General features: G+C 68.6%; 22 protein-coding genes. 15 read left to right on the top strand and 7 right to left on the bottom strand.

Going from position 1 to position 23,700, the window contains the following annotated elements; translation table 11 throughout:
• The first annotated feature begins 30 nt into the window (after nucleotides 1-30).
• The 10 genes from meaB (at nucleotide 31) to VMD91_08375 (ending at nucleotide 10,096) form a co-directional block, all read left to right on the top strand.
• Nucleotides 31-999, top strand: coding sequence for a methylmalonyl Co-A mutase-associated GTPase MeaB (gene meaB / locus VMD91_08420; GenBank protein ID HTW84074.1), 969 nt, complete (start codon nucleotides 31-33; stop codon nucleotides 997-999).
• Between the two features lie 2 nt (nucleotides 1,000-1,001).
• Nucleotides 1,002-1,373 (top strand): hypothetical protein, encoded by a 372-nt coding sequence (locus VMD91_08415; protein ID HTW84073.1) that lies wholly within the window; start codon nucleotides 1,002-1,004, stop codon nucleotides 1,371-1,373.
• Between the two features lie 21 nt (nucleotides 1,374-1,394).
• Nucleotides 1,395-2,846: a histidine kinase dimerization/phospho-acceptor domain-containing protein gene (locus VMD91_08410; protein HTW84072.1), complete on the top strand. Its 1,452-nt coding sequence runs from the start codon at nucleotides 1,395-1,397 to the stop codon at nucleotides 2,844-2,846.
• Between the two features lie 23 nt (nucleotides 2,847-2,869).
• Complete coding sequence (locus VMD91_08405; protein HTW84071.1) at nucleotides 2,870-4,570, top strand: methylmalonyl-CoA mutase family protein; 1,701 nt, start codon at nucleotides 2,870-2,872, stop codon at nucleotides 4,568-4,570.
• Nucleotide 4,571: 1 nt separating this feature from the next.
• Entirely contained in the window at nucleotides 4,572-5,000 is a 429-nt protein-coding gene (locus tag VMD91_08400; GenBank protein ID HTW84070.1) for a cobalamin B12-binding domain-containing protein, read from the top strand.
• Between the two features lies 1 nt (nucleotide 5,001).
• Nucleotides 5,002-6,516 (top strand): glutamate--tRNA ligase, encoded by a 1,515-nt coding sequence (gene gltX / locus VMD91_08395; protein HTW84069.1) that lies wholly within the window; start codon nucleotides 5,002-5,004, stop codon nucleotides 6,514-6,516.
• Complete coding sequence (gene glmU / locus VMD91_08390) at nucleotides 6,513-7,862, top strand: bifunctional UDP-N-acetylglucosamine diphosphorylase/glucosamine-1-phosphate N-acetyltransferase GlmU (GenBank protein ID HTW84068.1); 1,350 nt, start codon at nucleotides 6,513-6,515, stop codon at nucleotides 7,860-7,862. Before gltX ends, glmU begins: the two co-directional genes overlap by 4 nt.
• 3 nt (nucleotides 7,863-7,865) lie before the next feature.
• The gene (locus VMD91_08385) at nucleotides 7,866-8,669 is read left to right on the top strand and encodes a hypothetical protein (protein HTW84067.1); all 804 of its coding nucleotides are present in this window, start codon (nucleotides 7,866-7,868) and stop codon (nucleotides 8,667-8,669) included.
• Nucleotides 8,670-8,762: 93 nt separating this feature from the next.
• Nucleotides 8,763-9,425, top strand: a complete 663-nt coding sequence (locus VMD91_08380; protein ID HTW84066.1) for a hypothetical protein — start codon at nucleotides 8,763-8,765, stop codon at nucleotides 9,423-9,425.
• On the top strand, nucleotides 9,410-10,096 hold the full coding sequence (locus VMD91_08375) for a hypothetical protein (GenBank protein HTW84065.1): 687 nt from the start codon (nucleotides 9,410-9,412) through the stop codon (nucleotides 10,094-10,096). Before VMD91_08380 ends, VMD91_08375 begins: the two co-directional genes overlap by 16 nt.
• A gap of 7 nt (nucleotides 10,097-10,103) precedes the next feature.
• Here VMD91_08375 and VMD91_08370 read toward each other — a convergent pair whose 3' ends face one another.
• Together VMD91_08370 and VMD91_08365 are read right to left on the bottom strand one after the other, a co-directional pair.
• Nucleotides 10,104-10,682 (bottom strand): YbhB/YbcL family Raf kinase inhibitor-like protein, encoded by a 579-nt coding sequence (locus tag VMD91_08370; protein ID HTW84064.1) that lies wholly within the window; start codon nucleotides 10,680-10,682, stop codon nucleotides 10,104-10,106.
• A 21-nt stretch (nucleotides 10,683-10,703) separates the two neighbouring features.
• Nucleotides 10,704-12,260, bottom strand: coding sequence for a DHA2 family efflux MFS transporter permease subunit (locus VMD91_08365; GenBank protein HTW84063.1), 1,557 nt, complete (start codon nucleotides 12,258-12,260; stop codon nucleotides 10,704-10,706).
• 110 nt (nucleotides 12,261-12,370) lie between these two features.
• Between VMD91_08365 and VMD91_08360 the strand changes: the two genes are divergently transcribed.
• Nucleotides 12,371-12,997: a TetR/AcrR family transcriptional regulator gene (locus VMD91_08360; protein ID HTW84062.1), complete on the top strand. Its 627-nt coding sequence runs from the start codon at nucleotides 12,371-12,373 to the stop codon at nucleotides 12,995-12,997.
• Here VMD91_08360 and VMD91_08355 read toward each other — a convergent pair.
• Nucleotides 12,988-14,439: a hypothetical protein gene (locus VMD91_08355; GenBank protein HTW84061.1), complete on the bottom strand. Its 1,452-nt coding sequence runs from the start codon at nucleotides 14,437-14,439 to the stop codon at nucleotides 12,988-12,990. The two genes, VMD91_08360 and VMD91_08355, sit on opposite strands and share 10 nt — an antisense overlap.
• A gap of 38 nt (nucleotides 14,440-14,477) precedes the next feature.
• On the opposite strand from VMD91_08355, the gene puuE reads away from it, so the two are divergent.
• From puuE to VMD91_08335, 4 genes are read left to right on the top strand one after another with little or no spacing between them, the layout of a single operon-like run.
• Nucleotides 14,478-15,392: an allantoinase PuuE gene (puuE, locus tag VMD91_08350; GenBank protein HTW84060.1), complete on the top strand. Its 915-nt coding sequence runs from the start codon at nucleotides 14,478-14,480 to the stop codon at nucleotides 15,390-15,392.
• Nucleotides 15,389-16,405 (top strand): adenosine deaminase, encoded by a 1,017-nt coding sequence (locus VMD91_08345; GenBank protein ID HTW84059.1) that lies wholly within the window; start codon nucleotides 15,389-15,391, stop codon nucleotides 16,403-16,405. Before puuE ends, VMD91_08345 begins: the two co-directional genes overlap by 4 nt.
• Nucleotides 16,405-17,613 carry a M20 family metallo-hydrolase gene (locus tag VMD91_08340; GenBank protein ID HTW84058.1) on the top strand — a complete coding sequence of 403 codons (1,209 nt, stop codon included), beginning with the start codon at nucleotides 16,405-16,407 and terminating at the stop codon, nucleotides 17,611-17,613. Before VMD91_08345 ends, VMD91_08340 begins: the two co-directional genes overlap by 1 nt.
• Before the next feature lie 24 nt (nucleotides 17,614-17,637).
• The gene (locus VMD91_08335; protein ID HTW84057.1) at nucleotides 17,638-18,012 is read left to right on the top strand and encodes a gamma-glutamylcyclotransferase; all 375 of its coding nucleotides are present in this window, start codon (nucleotides 17,638-17,640) and stop codon (nucleotides 18,010-18,012) included.
• Here the strand turns inward: VMD91_08335 and VMD91_08330 are convergent.
• The 4 genes from VMD91_08330 to VMD91_08315 are packed head-to-tail and all read right to left on the bottom strand — an operon-like array spanning nucleotide 18,002 to nucleotide 23,694.
• Complete coding sequence (locus VMD91_08330) at nucleotides 18,002-19,156, bottom strand: aspartyl protease family protein (protein HTW84056.1); 1,155 nt, start codon at nucleotides 19,154-19,156, stop codon at nucleotides 18,002-18,004. The two genes, VMD91_08335 and VMD91_08330, sit on opposite strands and share 11 nt — an antisense overlap.
• Nucleotides 19,157-19,212: 56 nt before the next feature.
• On the bottom strand, nucleotides 19,213-20,367 hold the full coding sequence (locus VMD91_08325) for an aspartyl protease family protein (protein HTW84055.1): 1,155 nt from the start codon (nucleotides 20,365-20,367) through the stop codon (nucleotides 19,213-19,215).
• Nucleotides 20,368-20,391: 24 nt separating this feature from the next.
• Nucleotides 20,392-22,326, bottom strand: a complete 1,935-nt coding sequence (locus tag VMD91_08320) for an alkaline phosphatase family protein (protein HTW84054.1) — start codon at nucleotides 22,324-22,326, stop codon at nucleotides 20,392-20,394.
• 15 nt (nucleotides 22,327-22,341) lie between these two features.
• A complete protein-coding gene (locus VMD91_08315) occupies nucleotides 22,342-23,694 on the bottom strand; it encodes a hypothetical protein (protein HTW84053.1) in 1,353 nt (450 codons plus the stop codon).
• Between the last annotated feature and the right edge of the window lie 6 nt (nucleotides 23,695-23,700).

The raw sequence follows: 23,700 nt of genomic DNA, 5'->3' as shown, positions 1-23,700 counted from the left end.
GCGCCGCGCGTCCGTGAACGCGAAGGCGCGATGACGGATCTCCTGGAGGCCTTTCGCGCAGGTGAGCCGCGCGCGCTCGCGCGAGCGATCTCGCGCTGCGAGGCCGGCCGGGGAGCGGAGCTGATCCGGGCGCTCTACCCGCTCACCGGCAGAGCGCTGACGGTCGGACTCACCGGACCGCCCGGGGTCGGCAAGTCGACGATCAGCGGCGCGCTGGTCACCCACCTGCGCGCGCTCGGGAAGACCGTCGGCGTCATCTCGGTCGATCCCAGCTCGCCGTTCTCGCACGGCGCGTTGCTGGGTGACCGCATCCGGCTGGCCGAGCACTTCGTCGATCCCGGCGTGTTCATTCGCTCGATGGCCTCGCGCGGCCACCTGGGCGGCGTCGCCGGCGCGACCGCCGACGCGGCCTCGCTGATGGACGCGTTCGGCTTGGACGTCGTGCTCATCGAGACGGTGGGAGTCGGACAGTCGGAGATCGAGATCGCCGAGATCGCCGACACGACCGTCGTCGCGCTGCAGCCCGGCAGCGGCGATTCGGTCCAAGTCCTCAAGGCCGGCGTGCTCGAGATCGCCGACGTGTTCGTGGTCAACAAGAGCGATCACCCGATGGCGCTGCAGCTGCAGCGCGAGATCCGCTCGATGATGGAGATGCTCGACTATGCCGGGTGGGTGCCGGCCCTGGTGAGCACGCAGGCGCTGACCGGCAAGGGGATCGACGCGCTTTGGAACGCGATCCTCGCGCACGACGCGTGGCTGCGCGAGAGCGGCCAGCTGCGCGCCAAGCGGCGCGACGCGTTCGCCCATCGCGTGCGCCAGTTGGCGATGGGCACGCTCGAAGAACGCGTCGAGGGCGCGATCGTCGGGCTTGACGACGCGCTCGACCCCTACGCCGCCGCCGAGACCGTCGTCGCGAGCTTCGGCATCCACGACGGCGTCCACGCGACCGGGAACGTGCGCACCGCCAACGTCGTGCGCGCGACCGTCAAAGGGCTCTGAGCGTGCGCTTTCTGCGCGGGCCGCGCACGGCCGCCGAACGCGCGCGCCGCTTGCGCATCGCGCAGTACGTCGCGCTGGGTGCCGTGGTGGTCGTGGCGATCGCGTTCTTCTTCGTGTTCGCGGTGCCCGACCGCATCGAGCAGATCGTGTTCGTGCATTCCTTGCGCACCGGCGCGTCGCGCGCCGAGGTGGCCGCGCTGGCCGCGCGAGTCGGGCACCGGTTGGTCAACGCCACCGACGGCGTGGCCTCGGTCGAGTTCGCGCAAGCGCGCACCTCGTGCTCGGAGCGCGCCACGCGCATCGTGATCTTCTTCGATCGCAACGACCGGGTGCGGAACTGGAACACGCTGGGCGAGCAAGTCGTGTGCAATTGACGAACGAAAGCGGTACCGACCGTGTCCGCGGGCTCTGAAGAGCGGCGTCTGCGCGCGCTCCAAGCGTATCGTATCCTCGACACCGAGGCCGAGTTCGTCTACGACATGCTGGCCGAGCTGGCGGCGAGCCGTTGCGCCGCGCCGGTCGCCGTGCTGGCGTTCCTCGACGCCGACCGCGCCGACGTCAAAGCGACCTTCGGGATCGCACGCCCGCCGGCCGTCGCGCGCGCGGTGGCCTTCGCCGAGCGCGTGATCCGCAGCGAGGACGTGCTCGAGATCGCCGACCTGGACGCGGAGCCGGAGCTGGCGGCCAATCCGTTGGTGCGCGAGCACCGCTTTCGTTTCTATGCCGGCGTCGCGTTGGTGACGCCCGAACGCGAACGCATCGGCGTGCTCAGCGTGTTCGACGTGCGGCCGCGGTCGCTGACGGCCGAGCAGCGCGCGCAGCTGCCCCGCATCGCGCAGCTCGCGGTCGGCGAGCTGGAGCGGCGCAAGCAGCTGCTGCGGCGCGTCGACGAGGACGAGCAGGAACGGCATCGCGTCGAGGTCCTCGAGGCGCGTCACGCCGAGGCCGAGCTGGTGGCGCGGTTGGCGCGCGAGCTGCGCGGTCCCGTGACCAGCATCGTCGGCTTCGCCCGGCTGTTGGAGGAGGACGACCGCTTCCCGCTCGAGGCGCGCGAAGCGCTGGCGCTCATGCGCGCCAGCGGCCAGCACATCGGCGGCTTGGCCGACGACATCGAGCTGTTGGGGAAGATCGAGCGCCGCGCCGCCGAGCCCCAGTGGACGGCGCTGGACGTCGCGGCGCTGCTGCGGCGCATCGCGATCCCGGTCGAGAGCCGGGGCCCCGCGCGCGTCGTCGGCGACGCGCTGCTGCTCGAGCTGGCGCTCACGCGCCTGAACGAACGCGCCCGCGAGGCCGGGATGCGGCTCTATGCGCGCACCGAGCCGGGCACGACCGGCCTGGCCATCGTGTTCTCGGGCGATCCGCGCGCGTTGACGATCCCGATCCCGGCCGGGTCGCTGGCGGTCCACTTGGCGCGGCGCGTCGCGCAGCGGCACGCCGGCGGCCTGGGCGTGGCCGAGGCGGGCTGGCTGCGGATGACGTTGGCCGACGACCCGCGCGAAGCGCCGGGGCAGCGCACGGTGCTGGTCGTCGACGAGAACCCGGCCGAACTGGCCGGGCGGCTCGTCCGCTTGGGATTCACGGTCCTGACGGCCCGCTCGGCCGGCGACGCGGCGGCGCAGCTGGACGCCGCCGACGTCGCCGTGGTACCGCTCGGGCGCGCACCGCAGGGGATCGGGGCCACCTTGGCCGCCGCCGGCGATCGGATCGGTTTGGTCGCGCTGGTCGGGCCGGGCGAGGAGGCAGGAGACCGTTGGGACGTCTCGCTGCGCGCGCCGGCGCTGCCGGCCGAGCTGCGCTCCGCCGTGCACACGGCGGCGACCAAGGCACGGGTGCGCGGCGGCCTCTGAGGGAAGACCAAAGGGTGGCCAAGATGATTGACCGCGCGTCCGGCCTCGGGCCCGATCCGACGCCGGAGTACCGTGCACAAGTCGAGGGCTGGGAGGCCAAAGCGGCGCGCACGCCGCCCCGTACCGAGAAGGGCTCGGGCGCGGTCGACCGGACGATCTCGGACGTCCCGCTCAAGACGCTCTACGGTCCGCAAGACGTCGCCGACCTCGATCTGGCGCGCGACCTGGGCGTCCCCGGCGAGTTCCCGTACACGCGCGGCATCCATCCGACCATGTACCGTTCGCGGCTGTGGACGATGCGTCAGTTCGCCGGCTTCGGCAACGCCAAGCAGACCAACGAGCGCTACCACTTCCTGCTCGCGCAGGGGCAGATGGGGCTCTCGGTCGCGTTCGACATGCCGACCCTGATGGGTTACGACTCCGACAGCCCCAAGGCGCTGGGCGAGGTCGGCAAGTGCGGCGTCGCGATCGACTCGATCCGCGACATGGAGACGCTCTTCGACGGGATCGACCTGGGCGCGATCACGACCTCGATGACGATCAACGGTCCGGCCGCCATCGCCTTCGCGCAGTACATCGTCACCGCCGAGAACAAGGGTATCCCGCGCGCGGCGCTGGGCGGCACCCTGCAGGCCGACATCCTCAAAGAGTACATCGCGCAGAAGGAATGGATCTTTCCGCCGCGGCCGCACGTGCGCATCATCGTCGACATGATGGAGTTCTGCACGCGCGAGATGCCCAAGTGGAACACCATCTCGGTCAGCGGCTACCACATTCGCGAGGCGGGCTCGACGGCGGCCCAAGAGCTGGCCTTCACGCTGGCCGACGGGTTCGCGTACGTCGAGGCGGCGATGGCGCGCGGGATGGACGTCGACGCGTTCGCGCCGCGGCTCTCGTTCTTCTTCAACAGCCACATCGACTTCTTCGAAGAGATCGCGAAGTTCCGCGCGGCGCGGCGCATCTACGCGCGGCGCATGCGCGACGTCTACGGCGCGAAGGACCCGCGCTCGTGGCAGCTGCGCTTCCACACCCAGACCGCCGGCTGCAGCGCGACCGCGCAGCAGCCCGAGAATAACATCGTGCGCGTCGCCTTCGAGGCGATGGCGGCCGCGCTGGGCGGCACGCAGTCGCTGCACACCAACTCGATGGACGAAGTCCTCGCGCTGCCCACCGAGAAGTCGGTCGAGATCGCGCTGCGCACCCAGCAGGTGCTGGCGTACGAGACGAACGTCACCAACGTCGTCGACCCGCTGGGCGGTTCGTACTACGTCGAAGCGCTGACCGCCGAGATGGAGCGCCAGGTGCTCGAGTACTTCGAGCGGATCGCGGAGTTCGGCGGGATGGTCCCGGCGGTCGAGGCCGGCTACCCGCAGCGCGAGATCGCCGACGCCTCGTATCGCTACCAGCGCTCGATCGAGTCGGGCGACCGCGTCATCGTCGGCGTCAACGCCTTCGAGCGGCCGGCGGAAGCGCAGGACATGGACCTGCTCAAGATCGGCCGCGACATCGAGGAGGGACAGGCGCGCTCGGTGCAAGACGTGCGCGCCAACCGCGACGGCGCAGCGGCAGCCGCGTCACTGGCGGCGCTCAAGCGCGCGTGCCGCGGCGAGGCCAACGTGATGCCCTATCTGATCGACTGCGTGCGCGCAGTTTGTACCGAAGGCGAGATCGTCGACGCGATGGTCGAGGTCTTCGGCCGCTACACGGAGACGACCCAGTTCTAAGATGGCAACCAACGCCCCCGCCCGACCACTGCGCGTCATCGTCGCGAAGGCCGGACTCGACGGTCACGACCGCGGCGCGAAGGTGATCGCGCGCGCGCTCCGCGACGCCGGGATGGAAGTGATCTACACCGGGCTGTTCCAGACGCCCGAGCAGATCGTGCAGACCGCGATCCAAGAAGACGCCGACGGCATCGGGCTCTCGATCCTCTCGGGCGCGCACATGACGCTCTTCCCGCTGGTCGTCGAGCAGCTGCGCGCGCAGAACGCCGACGACATCGTCTTTTTCGGCGGCGGGACGATTCCGCCCGACGACGCGGCGGAGCTCAAACGCCTGGGCGTGCGCGAGATCTTCACCCCCGGCGCTCCGCTCTCGGAGATCATCGCCTTCGTCGAACGCGAGTGCGGCAAGCGGAGAGAGCTGGTCGGCTGAGGTGAGCGGGACCACTTTGGCGCGCCGCGTCCGCACGCGCGTCGCGCCTTCTCCTACGGGCGATCCGCACGTGGGAACGGCATACGTTGCTCTGGTGAACTATGCGTTCGCGCGGAAGAACGGCGGGCAGTTCATCCTGCGCATCGAGGACACCGATCAGGCTCGTTCGACGCCGGAGTCGGAGCGCGCGATCCTCGAAGCGCTGCGCTGGACCGGCCTGAGCTGGGACGAAGGTCCCGACGTCGGCGGCCCGTTCGGGCCGTACCGCCAGAGCGAACGGTCCGCGATCTACCGGAAATACGCCGACGAGCTGCTGGAGAACGGTCACGCGTTCCGCTGCTTCTGCACGCCGGCGCGGCTCGAGGAGCTGCGCGCGGCGCAGCGTGCGGCCGGGATTCCGCAGCACTACGACGGGCACTGCCAGTTCATCCCGGCCGAGGAGTCGCTGGCGCGCGCGAGCGCCGGCGAGCCGTTCGTGGTGCGGATGGTCGTGCCGCGCGACGGCGTGTGCGTCGTGCACGACCTGCTGCGCGGCGAGATCGAGATCCACTGGGCGACGGTCGACATGCAGGTGCTGCTCAAGAGCGACGGTCTGCCGACCTATCATCTCGCCAACGTCGTCGACGATCACCTCATGGAGATCACGCACGTCATCCGCGGCGAAGAGTGGATCTCGTCCGCGCCCAAGCACCTGCTGCTGTATCAGTACTTCGGCTGGGAAGCGCCGCAGCTGCTGCACGTCCCGCTGCTGCGCAACCCCGACCGCTCGAAGCTGAGCAAACGCAAGAACCCCACCGGTATCCTCTTCTACCGGCAGATGGGCTACTTGCCCGAGGCGCTGCTGAACTTTCTCGGACTGCTGATCTCCTCGTCGGTCGAAGGCCAGGAGATGTTCGATCTCGACACCCTCTGGCGCGAGCGCTTCGGCGTCGAGCACATCTCGCTGGGCGGTCCGGTCTTCGACGTCGCCAAGCTCGACTGGCTCAACGGGCGTTATCTGCGCGAGCTCACGCCCGCGCAGCTGGTGGAGCGCCTGCGCGAGTGGGGCTTCGGCGAGGACCGCGTGCTGACCATCGCGGCGCTGGCCGGCTCGCGCATGGAACGCCTGAGCGACATCGGTCTGCTGGCCGCGTTCTTGTTCGCCGGTCGGCTCCCGGTGACGAAGGAGTCGTTCGCCGGCGCCAAGGTCGAGGGCGACGACCTGCGACGCGCGCTGGCGCTGGCGATGTGGCGGCTCGACCTCGCGCGCACCTTCGACAAGACGTCGATCGAGGCGGTGCTCAAGGGTGTCTCGGACACGCTGGGGCGCAAGTTCCGCGACCTCGCGCGCGTCTACTACGTCGCGATGAGCGGCAGCCCGACCTCGTTGCCGCTGTTCGACTCGATGGAGCTGCTCGGGCGCGATCTGTGCCGCGAGCGGTTTCGCGTCGCGCTCGACGCGCTGGGCGGCGTGAGCGCCAAGGAACAGAAAGAGTGGCAGAAGACGCCCGAACCGAAACCGGAGATCGACGGATGAGCACGCGGGCGATCGTCCTGGCGGCCGGCAAGGGGACGCGCATGAAGTCCTCCCGGCCGAAGGTGCTGCACGAGGTGTGCGGCCGGCCGATGCTGTGGTGGGTGCTCGAAGCGCTGCGCGCGGCGCGCGTCGACGAGATCGTCGTCGTGGCGAATCCCGAGCTGGCGCCGCACCTGAGCGGCTTCGGCGTGCAGGTCGTCGAGCAGGCCGAGCAGCTTGGCACCGGGCACGCGGTGCGCACCGCGCTCGACGCACTCGAGCCGCGCGAGGGAGCGCTGGTGGTGGCCTACGGCGACATGCCGTCGATCGACGCCGCGATCGTCGAGGACGTGCAGACCGCGCTGGACGCCGACGCCGGGACCGCGCTGGCGCTGGTCACCGCGCGCATGCCGCTGCCCTCGAGCTTCGGGCGCATCGTGCGCGCGGGGAACGCGGTCGCGCGCATCGTCGAAGCCAAGGACTGCACCCCCGCGCAGTTGGCGCTCGACGAGATGAACGCCGGCCTGTACGCCTACGACGAGGGCGCGCTGCGCGAGACGATCGGACGGATCGGGGCGAGCAACGCGCAGGGCGAGTATTACCTGACCGACACCGTCGAGCTGCTGATCGCGGCCGGCAACCGCGTCGTGCCCGTGCCGGCGGCCGACTACCGCAGCGTGCTGGGCGTCAACGACCGGGTTGAGCTGGCCGCGGCGCGGGCCGTCATCAACCAGCGGCTGTGCGAGGCGCAGATGCGCGCGGGCGTGACGATCGTCGACCCGGCGACGACCTACCTCGCGCCCGAGGTGACGATCGGGCCCGACACCGTCGTCTACCCGAACACCGCCATCGGCGGGCGAACGCGCATCGGCGCGAACTGCGCGATCGGTCCGAACTGCCGGCTCGGCAACGCGATCCTGGCCGACGACGTGATCGTCACCGAGAGCATCATCCTCGACTCCGAGGTCGGCGCCGGGACCCGCATCGGACCGTTCGCCCACCTGCGCGGAGGCTCGCGGGTCGGCGCGAGCGTGCGCATCGGCGACTACGTCGAGCTGAAGAACGCCGTGCTGGGCGACGAGGTCAAGGCCAACCACCTGGCCTACATCGGCGATGCCAGCGTCGGCGATCGCACCAACTTCGCCGCCGGCGCGATCACCTGCAACTACGACGGCGTGCGCAAGCACCGCACCGAGATCGGCAAGGACGTCTTCATCGGCACCAACAACTCCCTGGTGGCGCCGATCACGATCGGCGACGGCGCGCTGACGGGGGCGGGCGCCGTCGTCATTCGCGACGTCCCCGCCGGCGACAAACAGGTCGGCAACCCGGCGCGATCCATACGAAAGAATCCCGCGGAGGCTTAGTTCGTGTACGAGATCCCCGCCATCGTGGTGCTCGCCGTTGCGATCGCGCTCGCGATCGGTATTGCCGGCGGGGGCCTGGTGATCGTTCACCGCCGCTTCAAAGCCGAGTCGTTCCTGCCCCACAACGAAGTCGCCGGCTTTCTGATCGCGGTCGCGGGCATGGTCTACGCCGTCGTGCTCGGCTTCGTGACCGTGGTGGTGTGGCAGCAGTACGACGAGACCCGCGAGCGGCTGGCGCTGGAAGCGTCGGCCGTCACCGACGTCTGGCATAGCGCCGTCGGCTATCCGCCCTCGGTGCGCACCCGGCTGCGGTCGGACATGATGCAGTACGCCATGCTCATGAAGAACGAGGAGTGGCCGCTGATGCGGACCGGCGGCTTCAGCCCGCGCGGCGACGAGCTGCTGATGGACGCCATCGACAGCGCCGGCACGTACATACCGGTGAACCCCGCGCAAACCAACGCGCAGCTGATCACGATCCGCACGCTGACCGACATCCACGACGCGCGCTTGCGGCGGCTGGCCGGCAATCGCTCCGGCGTGAGCTGGTTTGAGTGGGTGGTCCTGTTCGTCGGCGCGAGCGTCGTGATCATCTTCAGCTACCTGTTCGGGGTCGACAACCGGCGCGTGCACGTCACCATGACGTCGTGCATCGCGGTCATCATCGTGACGCTGTTCGCGATGATCTTCGAGCTGCAGTACCCGTTCCGTGGTCAGCTCGGGATCACGGCTGAGGATTGGACGGTGACGCTCGCGCACATCGAGTCGATGGACGCGAAAGACATCGGCAACCCGATGCACATGTGAGCGCGCTGGGCCGGCACACCTCGCAGACGAGGGGCGACTGGTGCGGACCGAGAATCGTGCGAGCCCCCGCTCGGCGGGATCGGAGGTGCTCACATGGCTCCGTTTTCCGAGACCTTGCACGCACGTGTCACGCGCCTGGAGCGCGGCAGCCGGCGCGATCGCGCGGTCGTACTGGGCGTCGTCGTGCTCGCGATGCTGACGGCGCAGGCGCCCTCGTCGTCTGGACCGCAAGTCTCCACGACACCGATCACGGTGACTAACGCCGGGGGACAATCGACGACGTTGTCCGCGACCGGAATCACCGTCAGCGACGCGCAGCATCGCCTTCGCATGGTGGTCGGCCTCGACGATCAGGGGCGGCCGTCGGTCGACCTGCGCGACGCCGGCGGGACGTTGCGCGAGTCGATGTACCTGTTCGCCGGCAGCAATCCGACGCTGCGCCAGTTCGACTCCAACAGCAAGCGCCGTTTGGAAGTGCGATTGACCGAGGCCAGTAACCCCGAGGTCCAGCTGCTCGACCCCAACGAGAAGCTGCGCGGCGCATTCTTCATCGGCGCCAGCGGCCGTCCGCAACTCGGACTCTACGGTTCCGACGAGAGGCTGCGCGCGTATCTCGCCACCGACGATCAGTTTCCGTTCCTGGTGATGAACGACGCCAACGGCCAGAGCCGCGTGAACATCGGCGGCTTCGCCAACGGCACAATCGGCATGGACGTCCGCACCGCGTCGAACACCGTGCTGTGGAAGGCGCCGTGAACGCGCCGCACGCCGAGCTCGACGACCCGGTGCTGCTCGCCCGGATCGAGCGGCTCGAGCGCCGTGCGCGGCGCGACCGTGTCCTCGCGCTGGGCGCGCTGGTGGTCGCGCTCGCGACCGCACAGGCGCCGCCGCCGCCCGCGTCGCTCGCGCCCAGCTCGCTCGGCGTCCGCGGCGCGGACGGGACGAGCGCGCTGCTCGACGGCGCCGGGCTGACCGTGCGGAGCGCGGCCGGCGTGGCGCAGCTCTACGCGGGACTCGACACGACCGGCAGCCCGTATGTGTCCGAGGCCGACGCGAACGGGCACCAGCGCGAGAGCTTGTTCTTGTACGACAACGGTGCGCCCGGATTGCGCCAGTTCGATGCGGCGCACGTCGTTCGCACCGACGTCTATCTGGCCAGCGGCGCCGACCCGACGATCCACCTCTCCAACGCGCAGGGCGTCGCGCAAGCCTCGCTCTTCATCGGCGACAAAGGCTTACCGGAGTTCGACGTGCGCAATACGCACGGCGACGCGGTCGGCTACCTCTCCGCCGACGATCAGGGCGCCTTCCTGAACATGCGCGATCCGAGCCTGAACGTGCGGACGTACGCCGGTCAGTACACCGACGGGACGTGGGGCGTCGACGTCCGCAACGCGACGAATACCAACCTGTTCAAAGCCCCGTAGGGGAGCGTCAGCGCTTGTAGGTGCCGACGATTTCGCCGCGGGCGATGACGTGCTCGGGCGTGCCGAACGAAAGCACCGCGCCGGTCGTGCCGGGCCCGCCGCCGGGAATCGTCGCGACGTCGAGCGCGGACACGGTGATGTGGTAGTGGTGCGGCGGATCGCCGTTGGGCGGACAGGGACCCTGGTAGCCGCTCAGACCGTAGTCGGTGTAGCCCGCCGTCGCCGGCGGCATCACGTGTGCACCATAGTTCTTCGGGAGCGACGTCACGCTCGCGGGGACGTCGAAGAGCGTCCAGTGCCAGAAGCCGACGCCGGTCGGCGCGTCGGGATCGAAAATCGTGACCACGTAGCTCTTGGTCTTGGCCGGCCCCTTCGTCCAGTGCAGCGCGGGCGAGACGTTCTGGCCGCCGCATGCCTTGAAACCGGTCCACAGCGGCAGCGGCGCACCGTTCGTGAAGTCGGCGCTGGTCACCGTCAGGGTGGCATTCCCGGCCGGGGGCCGGGCGGGGCGCAAGGTCATCGCGCTCGCGGCGGTACCGGTCACGAGCGCGGCGGCCAGCGTCAGGGCGGCGAAACGCAGGGTCATCGGGACACCTCCTGGGTGCCGCTAATGCGCCGCGACGGCCGCGGCTCCCGCTTTCGCGCGTCCCATCAGGAGCGCCAGCGGCGCCAAGAGCGCCGAGATGACGGCCGTGATCAGCGCGGCCTCGGCGTAGCCCATCACGGCGGCCTGCGTGACCAGCGTTCCGAACAGGCTGGCCAACGCATCGCTTCCGTGGGTCGCCACGTACTGCGCCACCACGGGACGGTTGACGGTGATCGTCTGCGCCAACGTCGCGTAGTCGCTGGTCGTGCCGCGCACCGCGACCGTCACCAGCATCGCCGTCGAGATGCTGCCGCCGAGCTGGCGCGCGAGGTTGGTGAAGGCGGCCGCCGGCGGCACCGCTTCGTCCGGCACCGCGCCGACCGACGCGACGGTGAGCGGGACGAAGATCTGCGACATCCCGATGCCGAGCAGCACCAACGGGAAGATCATGGCGTGGAAGTCGGTCTGCGGCGTCTCGATGCGGGAGAGCACGAAGTTGCCGATCGCCAAGAACAGCATGCCGACGGCGACCTGCACGCGCGCGGGGACCCGGCCGGTCGCCATGATCGCGACGGCCACGAACGTCAGCACGCCGCTGGTGCCGGCTTGCACCAGGAACAGCTCGCCGCTGAGCGTCGCGGTGAAGCCGAGTACCGATTGCACGTACTGCGGCACCAACAGCACGCCGCCGAACAGCGTGAATCCGAGCGCGACGCTCATCAGCGAGCCGATCGCGATCGGCCGGTAGCGCAGCACGCGCAGGTCGACCATCGGCGTGCGCGTCCCGAACAGCTCCCAGGCGGTGAACGCGATCAGGCCCAGGCCGCTCAGGCAGGCGAAGACCGTGATCGACGGATCGGCGAACCAATCGTTCTGCTGGCCTTGGTCGAGCACGTACTGCAGCGAGCCAAGGCCGACGATCAGCAGGGCGAGCCCGATCGTGTCGAGCGGCAGGCGACGCGGCTGTTCGGGGTCGCGCAGCATCGTCGCGGCCAGGATCCCGGCGAGCAAGCCGATCGGCAAGTTGACGAAGAAGGCCCAGCGCCACGAGAGCTGGTCGGTGAGGAAGCCGCCCAGCACCGGGCCGACGGCCGGCCCGACGATGACGCCCATGGCGAAGATCCCGGTCGCGATGCCTTGCTGCGAGCGCGGATAGGTGTCGGCGAGGATCGTCTGCGCGGTCGAGATCAGCCCGCCGCCGGCCAGGCCTTGCAGGATGCGGAACATGACCAGCTCCGGCAGCGAGCTGGAGATGCCGCACAGCAGCGATGCGATCGTGAACACGACGATCGAGGCGACGAAGTAGTTGCGCCGCCCGAAACGCGTCTGCAGCCACGGCGTGAGCGGAATGACGATGACGTTGGCGATGATGTAACCGGTGACGATCCACGCGCCTTGCGCGATGTCGGCGCCCAGGTTGCCTTGGATCGTCGGCAGCGCGACGTTGACGATCGTCGTGTCGATGATCTCGATCATCGCCGCCACGATCACGGCCAGGGTGACCAGGACTCGCCGGAGCCCGTACTCGGTGACGTCGACCCGCTGCGGGGCGGGCAGGCCTTCGCTCGCATCCATCATCGCATCCAGATACGTTAGTGTATCCGAATGGGTTTCACCGGGCGCTACGACGTTTGACGGAACAAAATTTCCTGGAGGAGCGCCCGGGGCGGCGCCCGCATGACTCCGGGGTGCCGGTCACCAAGCCCGTCCGCCGGACTCGGGTCGAGCAGCGCGAGGAGACCCGGCGTCGCCTCCTGGAGGCGTCCGGGCGCGTCTTCGCGCGCCGCGGCTACGAGGCGGCCTCGGTCGAGGAGATCGCCGAGGAGGCCGGGTTCACCCGCGGCGCCGTGTACTCCAACTTCCGCGACAAGGACGACCTGTTCGTCGCCTATCTGCAAGCGCGCATGCGCGAGGAAGGCGACGAGCTGCGGGCCGAGATCCAAGCGCAGCCGGACCTGGCCAGCCGGATGGCCGCGGCCCGCGCGCGCTACGTGCGCTCGCACTGCAAAGACACCGCCGTGCTCTACGCCGAGCTGCAGCTGGCCGCGGCGCGCCATCCCGCGCTGCGCCGCAAGCTGCGCCCGCTCTTCGAACAGCACGTCGAGACGTTCGCGCGCATCGCCTGGCACGTCTCGGGCGAGCTCTCGCCCGAGTTCCTGGCGCATTTCCTGGTGCTGTTCGCGACGCTCGAAGGGATCGTGCTGCAAAAGTCCAGCGGCCACGCCGACGACGCGATCGCCGAGCGCGCCTTGGGCGCGGTCTTCGACGCGATCGCGCCGCTGCTGCTCGCGAAGGCGGTCTCAGCTCACGGGTGACACTGGCCCGGCCCGCAGGTGATGAGCGGGCTGCGCACGATCGTGAGGCCGCCGCCGAAGCGGTCGTCGATGTAGACCAGGCCGCGATCGTCGACGTAGACGTCGTTGATCTGGGTCGTGCCGAAGTGGTCCTTGGACGGATCGTAAGCCGGGATGAAATGCGCGACGTCCTTGATGCTGCGCGGATCGCTGGTGTCGAAGACGCGCACGCCGCCGCGGAAGTACGTGTCGAGCATCAGCGTGTCGGAGTGCCAGGACGGCCCGTACGGTTTGCCTTCCCAGATGTTGTGCGAACCGTAGCGGCCGTTGTTGTTCTCGCTGTTGACCGGCGGACAAAAGCGCGTCGTGTCGTTGAAGGGCGCGACGCCCAGCAGCACCGGCAGCTTCTCGTCGGCGATCGACCAGACGGTGGCGCGCTTGGGGCCGTCGGCGCAGGGCGGGGGCCCGAACGCCTCTTCGCTGACCTCGAGCAGGTTGCGCGCGAAGACCGGATACGTCGTGTGGGTGAAGCCGGGACCGACGTAGCGGAAGATCGAGACCGTCGCCGGGTGGAGCGGATCGGTGGTGTCGAGGATGACGATGCCGCCGTCGAGGAAGCCCAGGTACGCGCGGTTCGGCCGCTGCGGGAAGACGTCGACGTTGTGCAGCCGGATGCCCTGATCGGCACCCGGGATCGCGTCGGGGAGCGGCCGCGCGTCGCCGCTCGCGACGCCGGGGTAGTACCAGCGCGTGCGCTCGCGCGGGTGCGCCGGATCGCGCACGTCGACGACCTGCGCGAACATGTAGTCCTTGTCGGGGCGCTTGGGTACGTAGGCCTGCCCGGCGTACGGATCGCTCGGGTCGGACGGCACGTGCGTCGTGCCGGCGCCGCCCGCGGCCCACAGGGTGGTCGGGTCGGCGAACCAGACGTGGTGCGTCCCGTGCGAGACGCCGCCCGCGGTGTCGAAGTACGAGAGCAGGCGCGGATTGCCCGGATCGGTGACGTCGTAGAACAGGATGCCTGCGCCGGGCTGGCCGCCCTTTTGCACTTCCTGCGCGACGGCCAGCACGTTGCCGGCGAGGTCGAGCGAGTTGCAGTGGACGTGCTTGCGTTCGTCCGCGCTGCCGCTGGGCGTCTCGCCGGCGTTCGCGCCCCCGATCGAGATCGGAATCTGTTCCTTCACCACCGGCTCGGCCGGGTTCTCGACGTCGACGACGCTGAAGCACGCCACCTCGTCGCCGAACTCTTCGCTCGCCGCATACAGATAGCGGTGGCCGGCGACCGAATAGCGCGTCGTGCGCGGCGCGACGCGCATGGCGAAGCCTTCGCCGCCGCTGGCGCCGCCCAGGTTGTTGTGGCCGACCAGGGTCATGTTCTGCGCGTCGGGCGCCGTTTGCGCCGAGGCGATGCCGCCCACAAGGGCGAGCGAGAAGAGCAGCGCCGAGACACGCACTACGAGCATGAAGGGACTCTCCCGGAAGAGCGAGGACTTCTAGCCGGATGGCCCGGTACGACCACCCGCGCGACTTCGTCGGCTACGGCGCGCAACCGCCCGATCCTCGTTGGCCGGGCGGCGCGCGGCTCGCGCTGCAGATCGTGATGAACTACGAGGAGGGCTCGGAGTACGCGATCGGCGAGGGCGACCCGGTCTCGGAGATGTACTTGACCGAGGTGCCCGGCGCGACGGTCGGCCCGGGCAAACGCGACCTGATCGTCGAGTCGGTCTACGAGTACGGCAGCCGGGCCGGCTTTTGGCGGCTGATGCGCATGTTCGGCCAGCGCGCGATCCCGATCACCGTGTTCGGCGCCGCGCTGGCGCTCGAGCGCAACCCCGACGCCGCGCGCGCGATCGCGGCCGCCGGCTACGAGGTGTGCTCGCACGGTTGGCGCTGGATCGGCTTCCAGGACATGAGCGAAGAGGAAGAGCGCGCGCAGATGCGGCGGGCCGTCGCCTCGCTGGAGCAGTCGATCGGCGAGCGACCCTATGGGTGGTATTGCCGCTACGCGCCCTCGATCAACACGCGCCGGCTGGTGGTCGAGGAAGGCGGCTTCCTCTACGACTCGGACGCGTACAACGACGACTTGCCGTACTGGGTGCGGGTCGAGGGGAAACCGCACTTGGTGATCCCCTACACCCTCGACGCCAACGACATGAAGTATTCGGTGCCGCCGGGATTCACCGCCGGCGACGGGTTCTTCAACTATCTCAAGGACGCGTTCGACGTGCTCTACCGCGAAGGTGCGAGCGAGCCGAAGATGATGTCGGTCGGGCTGCACACGCGGCTGGTCGGGCGCCCCGGCCGCGCGGCGGCGCTGGAACGGTTTCTCGACTACGTGCTGGGTTTCGGCGACGCGGTCTGGATCACGCGCCGCGTCGACATCGCGCGCCACTGGATCGCCACGCATCCCGCATGACGACCGACGCGCCGCTCGCGTTCCGCTTGCCGAAAGCGGAACTGCACCTGCACATCGAGGGCACCTTCGAGCCCGAGCTGATCTTCGCGCTGGCCGAGCGCAACGGCGTCCCGCTGCCGTATCCGTCGGTCGAGGCGCTGCGCCGCGCCTACGCGTTCACCGACCTGCAGTCGTTCCTCGACCTGTACTACGCGGCGATGGCCGTGCTGCGTACCGAACGCGACTTCGCGGAGCTGGCCGACGCGTATCTCGCGCGCGCGGCCGCGCAAGGCGTCGTCCACGCCGAGATCTTCTTCGACCCGCAGGCGCACACGGCGCGCGGCGTCCCGTTCGCGACCGTCATCGACGGTCTGTGGGCGGCGCTGCGCACGAGCGAGGCGCGCCACGGGATCACGACCAAGCTGATCATGTGCTTCCTGCGCGACCAGAGCGAGGAGTCGGCGCTGGCGACGCTCGACCAGGCGCTGCCGTACGGCGAGCGCATCGTCGCGGTCGGCTTGGACTCGGCCGAAGTCGGCAACCCGCCGCGGAAGTTCGCCCGCGTGTTCGCGCGCGCGCTGGCCGAGGGCTGGAAGACGGTCGCGCATGCCGGCGAGGAAGGTCCGCCGGCGTACGTCACCGAGGCGCTCGACGTGCTGCACGTCTCGCGCATCGACCACGGCGTGCGCAGTCTCGAAGACCCGCGCTTGGTCGCGCGCTTGCGCGACGAGCGCGTCCCGCTCACGGTCTGCCCGTTCTCGAACGTCAAGCTGCGGGTCGTCGACACGCTGCGCGATCACCCGTTGGCGCGCATGCTCGAGGCCGGCCTGTGCGCGACGGTCAACTCCGACGACCCGGCCTACTTCGGCGGCTATGTCGGCGAGAATCTCGCCGGCGTCGCCGACGCGCTGCGGTTGGGCACCTCGGAGTTGGTCACGCTGGCGCGCAACAGCTTCGAGGCCTCGTTCATCGACGGCGCGGTGCGCGACGGCTATCTGGCGCGGCTGGACGCCGTCACCGGGGCGCAACGATGATGCTGCTCGAGCGGCTCGCCGAGCTGGCGCGGCTGGGAGCGACGGCGGACGGCATCGACCGCGCGCTCTTCACCGCACCCGAGCGCGCAGCGCGCGAGCACTTCGCGGCGTGGGCGCGCGCGGCGGGACTACACGTCTCACAAGATCTGGTCGGGAACGTGTTCGCGCGGCTCGACGGCCGCGAAGACGGCCCTCCCATTCTGACCGGATCGCACTTGGACACCGTCAAGGACGGCGGCGCCTACGACGGCGCGTACGGCGTCGTCGCGGGGCTCGAAGTGCTGGCGCGCGTCGCGGCGCGCGGCGAACGCCCGAAACGCGCGCTCGAGGCGGTCGCGTGGGCCGGGGAAGAGGGGAGCCGCTTCCCGCTGGGATGCCTGGGCAGCTCCATCTTCGCCGGCGTCACGTCCGACGACGTGCTCGAGACGCTGGTCGACGACGAAGGCGTCTCGTTCACCGACGCGCTGCACGGCGAGACGGGGCGCCTGCCGGACGTGCCGATCCGCGACCTCTTTCCGCCGCCGCGCGCGTACGTCGAGCTGCACATCGAGCAAGGCCCCGTCCTCGAACGCGCGCGCGCGCGGCTCGGCGTGGTGACCGCCATCGCGGGTCAGCGCCGCTTCACGGTCACGGTCAACGGCGAAGCCGGCCATGCCGGAACGGTGCCGATGGCCGGCCGCGCGGACGCGCTGTGCGCCGCCGCCGAACTGATCCTCGCGATCGAGGCGACCGCATCACGCGTCGGCGATGCCGTCGCGACCGTCGGCTGGCTGAAGGTCGATCCCAACCAGACGAACATCGTGCCCGGCCGGGTGACCTTTCGCGTCGACGCACGATCGGTCGACGACACGCGCGTGCTGGCGATCGAAAACGCACTCCGCGCCGCGGCGACCCGGGTTGCGTTCGCGCGCGGCGTCCACGTCGACGTCGCGCTGACCGAGGCGCGCGCGGCCGTGCCGATGGACCCCGCGTTGCGCGAGCTCGTGCGCGACCGCTGTTTGGCATTCGACCCGCGCGCGATGGACATCGCCAGCGGTGCGGGGCACGACGCGATGTGCATCGCGCACGTCGCGCCGACCGCCATGATCTTCGTCCCCAGCGTCGGCGGCCGCAGCCACGTCGGCACCGAACGCACCGAACCCGCCGACCTCGAGCTCGGCGTCGAAGCGCTCGAAGCGACGCTGCTCGCCGCCGCGGATCGTTACTAACCCACCCCGAACGAAGGAACCCCGATGCAATTCTTCATCTGCGGCTCGGCCCTGCGCGGGCAGCCGGATCACGGCAACCTCGGCGACGCGACGTTCGTGCGCGAAGCCAAAACCGCGCCCAAATATCGCCTGCACTCGGTCGAAGACCAGCACCCCGGCATCTACGAGGTCGCCGAGGACGGCATCGCGATCGCGGGCGAAGTCTACGAGATGACCGAGGCCCAGCACGAGCACCTGATCGCCACCGAACCACCGAACCTCTACGAGTACCCGATCGAGCTCGAAGACGGCTCCAAGGTCAACGCGATGATCTACCCGCGCGACCTGATCGAACAGCGCGGCTATCCTGACATCTCGGAATATGGAGGATGGGCGGCTTACAAAGCAGCTACTGCATGACCAGGCGCATGGCGACGAAGTCGAACGTGAGGGCGTTCTTCCGGAAGAAGCCGTGTGAGACCGAGCCGCGGACGGCGAACGGGAAGATGCCGTACTGGTCGCCGTCGGGCGTGTAGAGACCCTGGACGCCGTCGACGCGCCGGTTGCCGACGGTGACAGACGCGGTGAACGGAACGATGCGCATCTCGCCGCCGCCGCCCATGCCGACCGTCGCGTGGCCCTCGTCCAGGGTGACGTGTGAGTCGGCGACGGCGGGCTTGCTGGGGCTGATGCCGCCACCGGCCAGGCCGGTGTCGACGTTGAGCCACCCCTCCGGGCCGTCGTTGATGCGACCGTGCACGAAGACGTAGTGATCGGGGACGAGCAGCATCGGAACACTGTTCGCGCCGGCGTCGCGCTCGAACGCCGCGGAGTCCGACCGCGGCCGCAGGATGAGGGCCCCGTTGACGTAGTCGAGCGTCGTGAGGAAGTGGGTGAAGAAGCGTGTTCCGATGACGCCGTCGGGGTGGCGGTCGCCGAAGAACGGGACGCGGCGGGTCGGGATGCCCATCACCGTCACGTCGTGCATCGTCACGCCGCCGACGCTCACGGTCGAGGCCGTGCCGCGTTGAATGGGCGCAGTCTGACCACCGGCGAAGATGCCCGTGCCGCCCGCCGCGAGCGTGACGCCCGCTTCGCTCGCGAACGCGGGATCGACCGCGGTCAGGCCACCGCCGGTGTCGATCATGAACAGGCCGGCATGACCGTTGACCTCGACGGTGATCAGCGGCAGCGGATCCTCGGCGACGAACGGGATGCGCGCCGGCAGCGTGCTCGGGTCGACGTCGGTCGTGTCGGCGCGCCGTTCCGCGATCTGCGCGGCGAGCCGCCGCGCGACCGCGTTCTGGGGATCCTTGTCGGCGACGCGCGTGACGTACCGTGTCGCGGCATCGAGGTCGTTGTGATACAGCGCGATGGTGGCAGCACGCAGGTTCGCGTCGACGTCGCTCGGATCGCGCGCCAGCGCGGACTGGGCCGCGGCCAGGGTTGCCGCAAAGTCCCCTTGAGCGAAGGTCGTGTCGATCGTGCTCGGCTCGGGCGTGGCGGCGAGGGTCGCCAAGGTTACGGCCATCGCGAGCAGCAGCGTTCGCGAGCGGTGCGTCATGCCCGCTCGTACCGTCCGGCATCCGGGGAGTTTCGCGCGCGAAGCTAGCGGTTCTGCTAGATCATGACCATGCGCATGGCTACGAAGTCGAACGTGAGGGCGCACTTGGCGAAGTAGAGGTGCGAGACGGCGCCGCGAACCGCGAACGGGAAGAGGCGCGACCAATCGTCGTCGGGCAAGTAGTAGCCCTGGACGTTGGTGATGCTGCGGATCCCGATCGTGACCGTCGCCGCGAGCCGGGCGAAGCGGAGCGGCTGGCCGTTCGCGCCCGGCTGCGTGTGCTCTTCGTCGAGGATGATGTGCGAGTCCGACACAGCGGTCTTGGTCGGGCTCAGGCCGGTGGGACCCAGGCCCGTGTCGACGTTGATCCAGCCGTCCGGCCCGTCGTCGAACTTGCCGCGGACGATGATGGAGTGATCGCCGGCCAACAGCATCGGGACGGCGTTCGCCTTGGCGTCGCGCTCAAAGGCGGCCGAGTCGGAGCGCGGGCGCAAGACGAGCACCTGATTGGGATAGTCGATCGTGGTCAGGAAGTGCGTGAAAAAGCGCGTCCCCAGCTCGCCGTCCGGATGGTGGTCGGGGAAAAAGGCGAGCTCGCGCGTGCCGCGCGCGACGACCTGGACGTCGTGCATCGTGACCGCGCCGACCTGCAGCGTCGACGCGATCCCGTGCGGCTCGAAGGCCACCTCACCGTTCGGGAAGGTTCCGGTGCCGGCCGCGGTGATCTTGACGCCGGCCTCGTTCGCGAACGCCGGGTCGAGCGTCGTCGCGTCGGCGTCGGTGTTGATGAGGAAGAACCCCTGGTGCCCGTTCACCTGGACGGGGATCAACGGGATCGGGTCCGCCGCCGCGAACGCGATGCGCGCGGGCAACGCGCTCGCGGCCACGTCCGTCGTGTCGGCGCGGCGCTCGGCGATCTCGTCGGCGAGCTTCTGGCCGCGCGTGTCCTCGGGTTTGAGGTCGGTGACGTGACCGTCGTAGCGCGCGGCGGCGTCGAGGTCGTTGCGGTAGAGCGCGATCAGCGCGGCGGTGAGGTTCGCATCGATGTCGTTCGGATCGTGCGCCAGCCGCGCGGTCGCCGCGGCGTACGACGCCGCGAAGTCGCCGCGCGCAAACGCGCTCTCCATGCCGTTCAGGCCCTGCGGCTCGGCGGCCGTCGTCGCGACGATTAGCGCGAGCGCCAAGAGCAGCGTTTGCGACGGGCGAATCACGGCGCTACCGATGAGACGCCAGGCTCATGTCGGGCCGTCCGTTCGAGCTTGGCGCTGTCGCTTCGCCACAGCGACCTTCTGCATCACGTCGGTGACGTACGCGTGCGCGTCGCCACGCGTCTTGACCGCCGCGTACCGGGCCTGGATTGCCGCAAGCTCGTTAGGATCCCCAGAGGACAGTTCGGCATCGGCTTTCCGCATGATCTGCAGCACTCCGGCCAGGTTGCCGGTGGGCGGGACCGGTTCCTCGTCACTCGCCGCCTGTCCCGTCGCCACGGCACCGGCGCTTCCGGCGGCTGCGGCGCTGAACGAGGTCGGGCAGTCCGACCGCGGCGTCGGAAGCGAGAGGAGCGAAAGAACGCTGTTGGCTTTAGCGTCCCGGTCGGTCAACGGCTCGAGGTGGAAGAGCTCCTCGAGCGTCTTTGGTACCGATGCGTGATCGTGAAGCTCATGGTCGACGGTGCCAGCCGGGATCAGGGGCGACACCACGACCGCGGGAATACGCACGCCATAGCGGTCGAACGTGAAGCCGCATGTGTTGTAGCCGTACTGCGGGTTGTCGCCGGGCGGGGGCGCAGAACCCGGCGCGACGGAGTCGTAGAAGCCGCCGTGTTCGTCGTAGACGATGATGAGGAGGCTCGTCTCCCAGTACGGCGAGTTGCGGATTGCTTGGTACACAGCGGCGAGCAGGTGCTCTCCGCCATACACGTCATCCATCGGATGCTGCGAGGATCCGCCCGCGTACGTGTTGTGCGTCACGTCGCCGTAGTGCGGCTCGATGAACGTGTACGTGTAGGGATAGAGCGTCTGGAGGTCGGCGGCAAACGTCTGCAACCCGTTCATGTCCGCCACGGTGACCCCCGAGAGCGACGACACCTGCGGTACGGCGCCGGCGATCGAGCCCTTCGTCGGGTCGTCGCTGTACATGCTCAGCCCGATCGGTTCGAGGCTGGAGTCGTGGTAGAACCGGTAGGCGATGCCTGCGGCGGACAACGCCTCGTATATCGAACCGTGTGGATATTGGAATCCCTGGAGCGGTAGCTCCCACTTTGCAATCTGACCGGTGGACGGGCTCACGTCGAGTCCCGACGATGACGCACCATGGACGAAGAAACGATTCGGCCAGGTCGGTCCAGGGATGGATGCGTACCACTGGTCGCAGATCGCGAATTGCGTCGCTAGGCCGTAGATCACCGGCAGTTGGCTCGGTGTCGCGAAACACGCCATGATATCGCCGATCGCGCTGGCAGGCGGTACCGGCCCCTCCGTGCTCGAGGTCGCATAGCTCGCCGCGAAGCCGGCGTTCGTGATGGTCGGATACGGTCCGCCACGGGGATACTTGACGCCTTCGCCGCAGAGCTGTTCGGTTACGTCTGGAAACTCGTGGCCCGGATCGCTCGGCATACTCGTCGGCGCCCCTGAGGTCACCTGGTACGTCGTACCATTGTAGGAGTTGGCGTTGGCCGTGGTTGCCGCACGGATACCGGAAATGCCGGACATCGCGAACACGTTGTCGAACGAGTGGTTCTCCAGCATTACGACGAATACGTTTGTGATCTGCGAGGAGCGGGTCGCCCGCCTCATCGTACACGAACATGCGCCGGAGTCGAGCGCGATGTCCAGTTCCGTTGCGCTGACGGAGAACGTCAATGATTTGCCGGCATCACCGGACTGCAACTGGCACTCCTTCCAGGGCTGCTCGACGGCACCGTTGCTCACATAGGTGCCGCTATTGGGGCCGTCCATGACCAGGACCATCGCCGCCCACCAGTCCAAGATGTGGTAGCTCCCCCAGCCGGTCAGAAACCGCACCTCCATCGAACCGACGGTTGCACCCGGAGCGGCGGTCCACACACCGCTCTGCGTGCCGTTGCTCGAATTGCTGTGAAACAAAAGTATTCGCGCGTTGCCCCCGGTATTGTTTTTGATCGACACCCGCGCAGTCTGTTGCGTAGACATGAATCCTCCACCCCGTTAGGACGTTGCGGCGATCGCATTGATCGCCATGGCGAGTGCAGCGATGTTCGGTGACTTGACGTCGTCGATGTACAGGATGTTTGGATAACACCTGCTCGTACACGACCCATAGAGATCCGAGTATATCCGGGGGTTGGCGCTATCGGCGAGGTCGATGATGGACACGCCGCCTCCCGAAGCGCAGGTCAAAGCGTCACTAGTGCCTTGCGTGAGCGTCCAAGACAAGAGAAACCAGGGGGACGTTGGCGACGTCCGCTGCGTCCGCATCTTCTGCAGCTGATCAGAGATCATCGTCTGCAGGTTCTCGGTGTTGCTATAGCTGTCGAAGATCGGGCACTGCGCGTCCGTGTAAAAACCCTGGTTCGCGTAGCTGCCCAGCGAGATGTCGTCGCCCGCCGGGCGGACGATGAGAACCACACCCGCTTTCCCGTTGCCCATGAGCTGGTTGATGGGAACTTGCGTGAGATCGGCAGTCGTCACCACGCTGCGATTGTTGAGTGCGAGCAGCTCCTGAAAGAGCCCATTCCACTCGGTTTGCGTAAACGGACGATAGTTTGCGTTTCCGACGTCCGTATTTAGGTCGTGCGAGAGGTTCAGAATCACCAGCTCCTTGTTCGTGCTGGTGAACGCATTGATATCGTTGACGATGTCTGCGATCGCTTGGCCATTTCCGCCGACCCAGAATTGGAGCTTTTTGTTGTCGATGGTTTTCTCGACGGACGAGTAGTGGCCGGTCTGGTAGGTCGCTCCCGCGATCACCGGCCGAATGTCGAAATACCGCGAACCTTGCAGCAGCTGGCCGCCGATTCCCGTGGTCTGCGTGAGCACGTTGCACGGCGCGACGCCGACGGTATGACTGCCCAGCGTGCTCATCCCCGCGTCGTGCGAACCCGGAATGCAGAGCGTGCGAAGAGTCCGCGCACCTAGGCTGCCGAAGTTCGCTTGCATCCACGCGACCGGCATGGAACTAGATGCGAAACTGCCGCTCTGCCCGGCCAGCACGAATGGGACGGTGCCGTCGTGAACCCACCCAATGTCTAAGATTTCGCCCGGCGGATTGTTCTCCGTCGGGAGACTGACGTACTGGACCTGAAGGTGACGGTAGGGCACGCCGCGAGCTTGAATCTGGAAGGAGTACGGTGTTCCGACCAACGTGTACGTTGCCTCGCCGCCGTCGTCTTTCGTCTTGTGGCCGACGTGGTCGTCCCACTCGACGTAGACGGTCTGCACCGTTTGTGCAGCTATCGTCGACGGAAACGTCCAGGCATTCATTTGATAGTGATGCTGGTAGGTAAGTTGCCACGCGTACGACGTGCCGTTGACGAGCGAAATCTCTCCACCTTGTCCCATTATCAG

Source organism: Candidatus Sulfotelmatobacter sp. (genome assembly GCA_035504415.1).
Lineage (GTDB): Bacteria > Vulcanimicrobiota > Vulcanimicrobiia > Vulcanimicrobiales > Vulcanimicrobiaceae > Vulcanimicrobium.
Note: the sequence above shows the minus strand (reverse complement) of the source record. Positions and strands in the feature narration are given on the sequence as shown.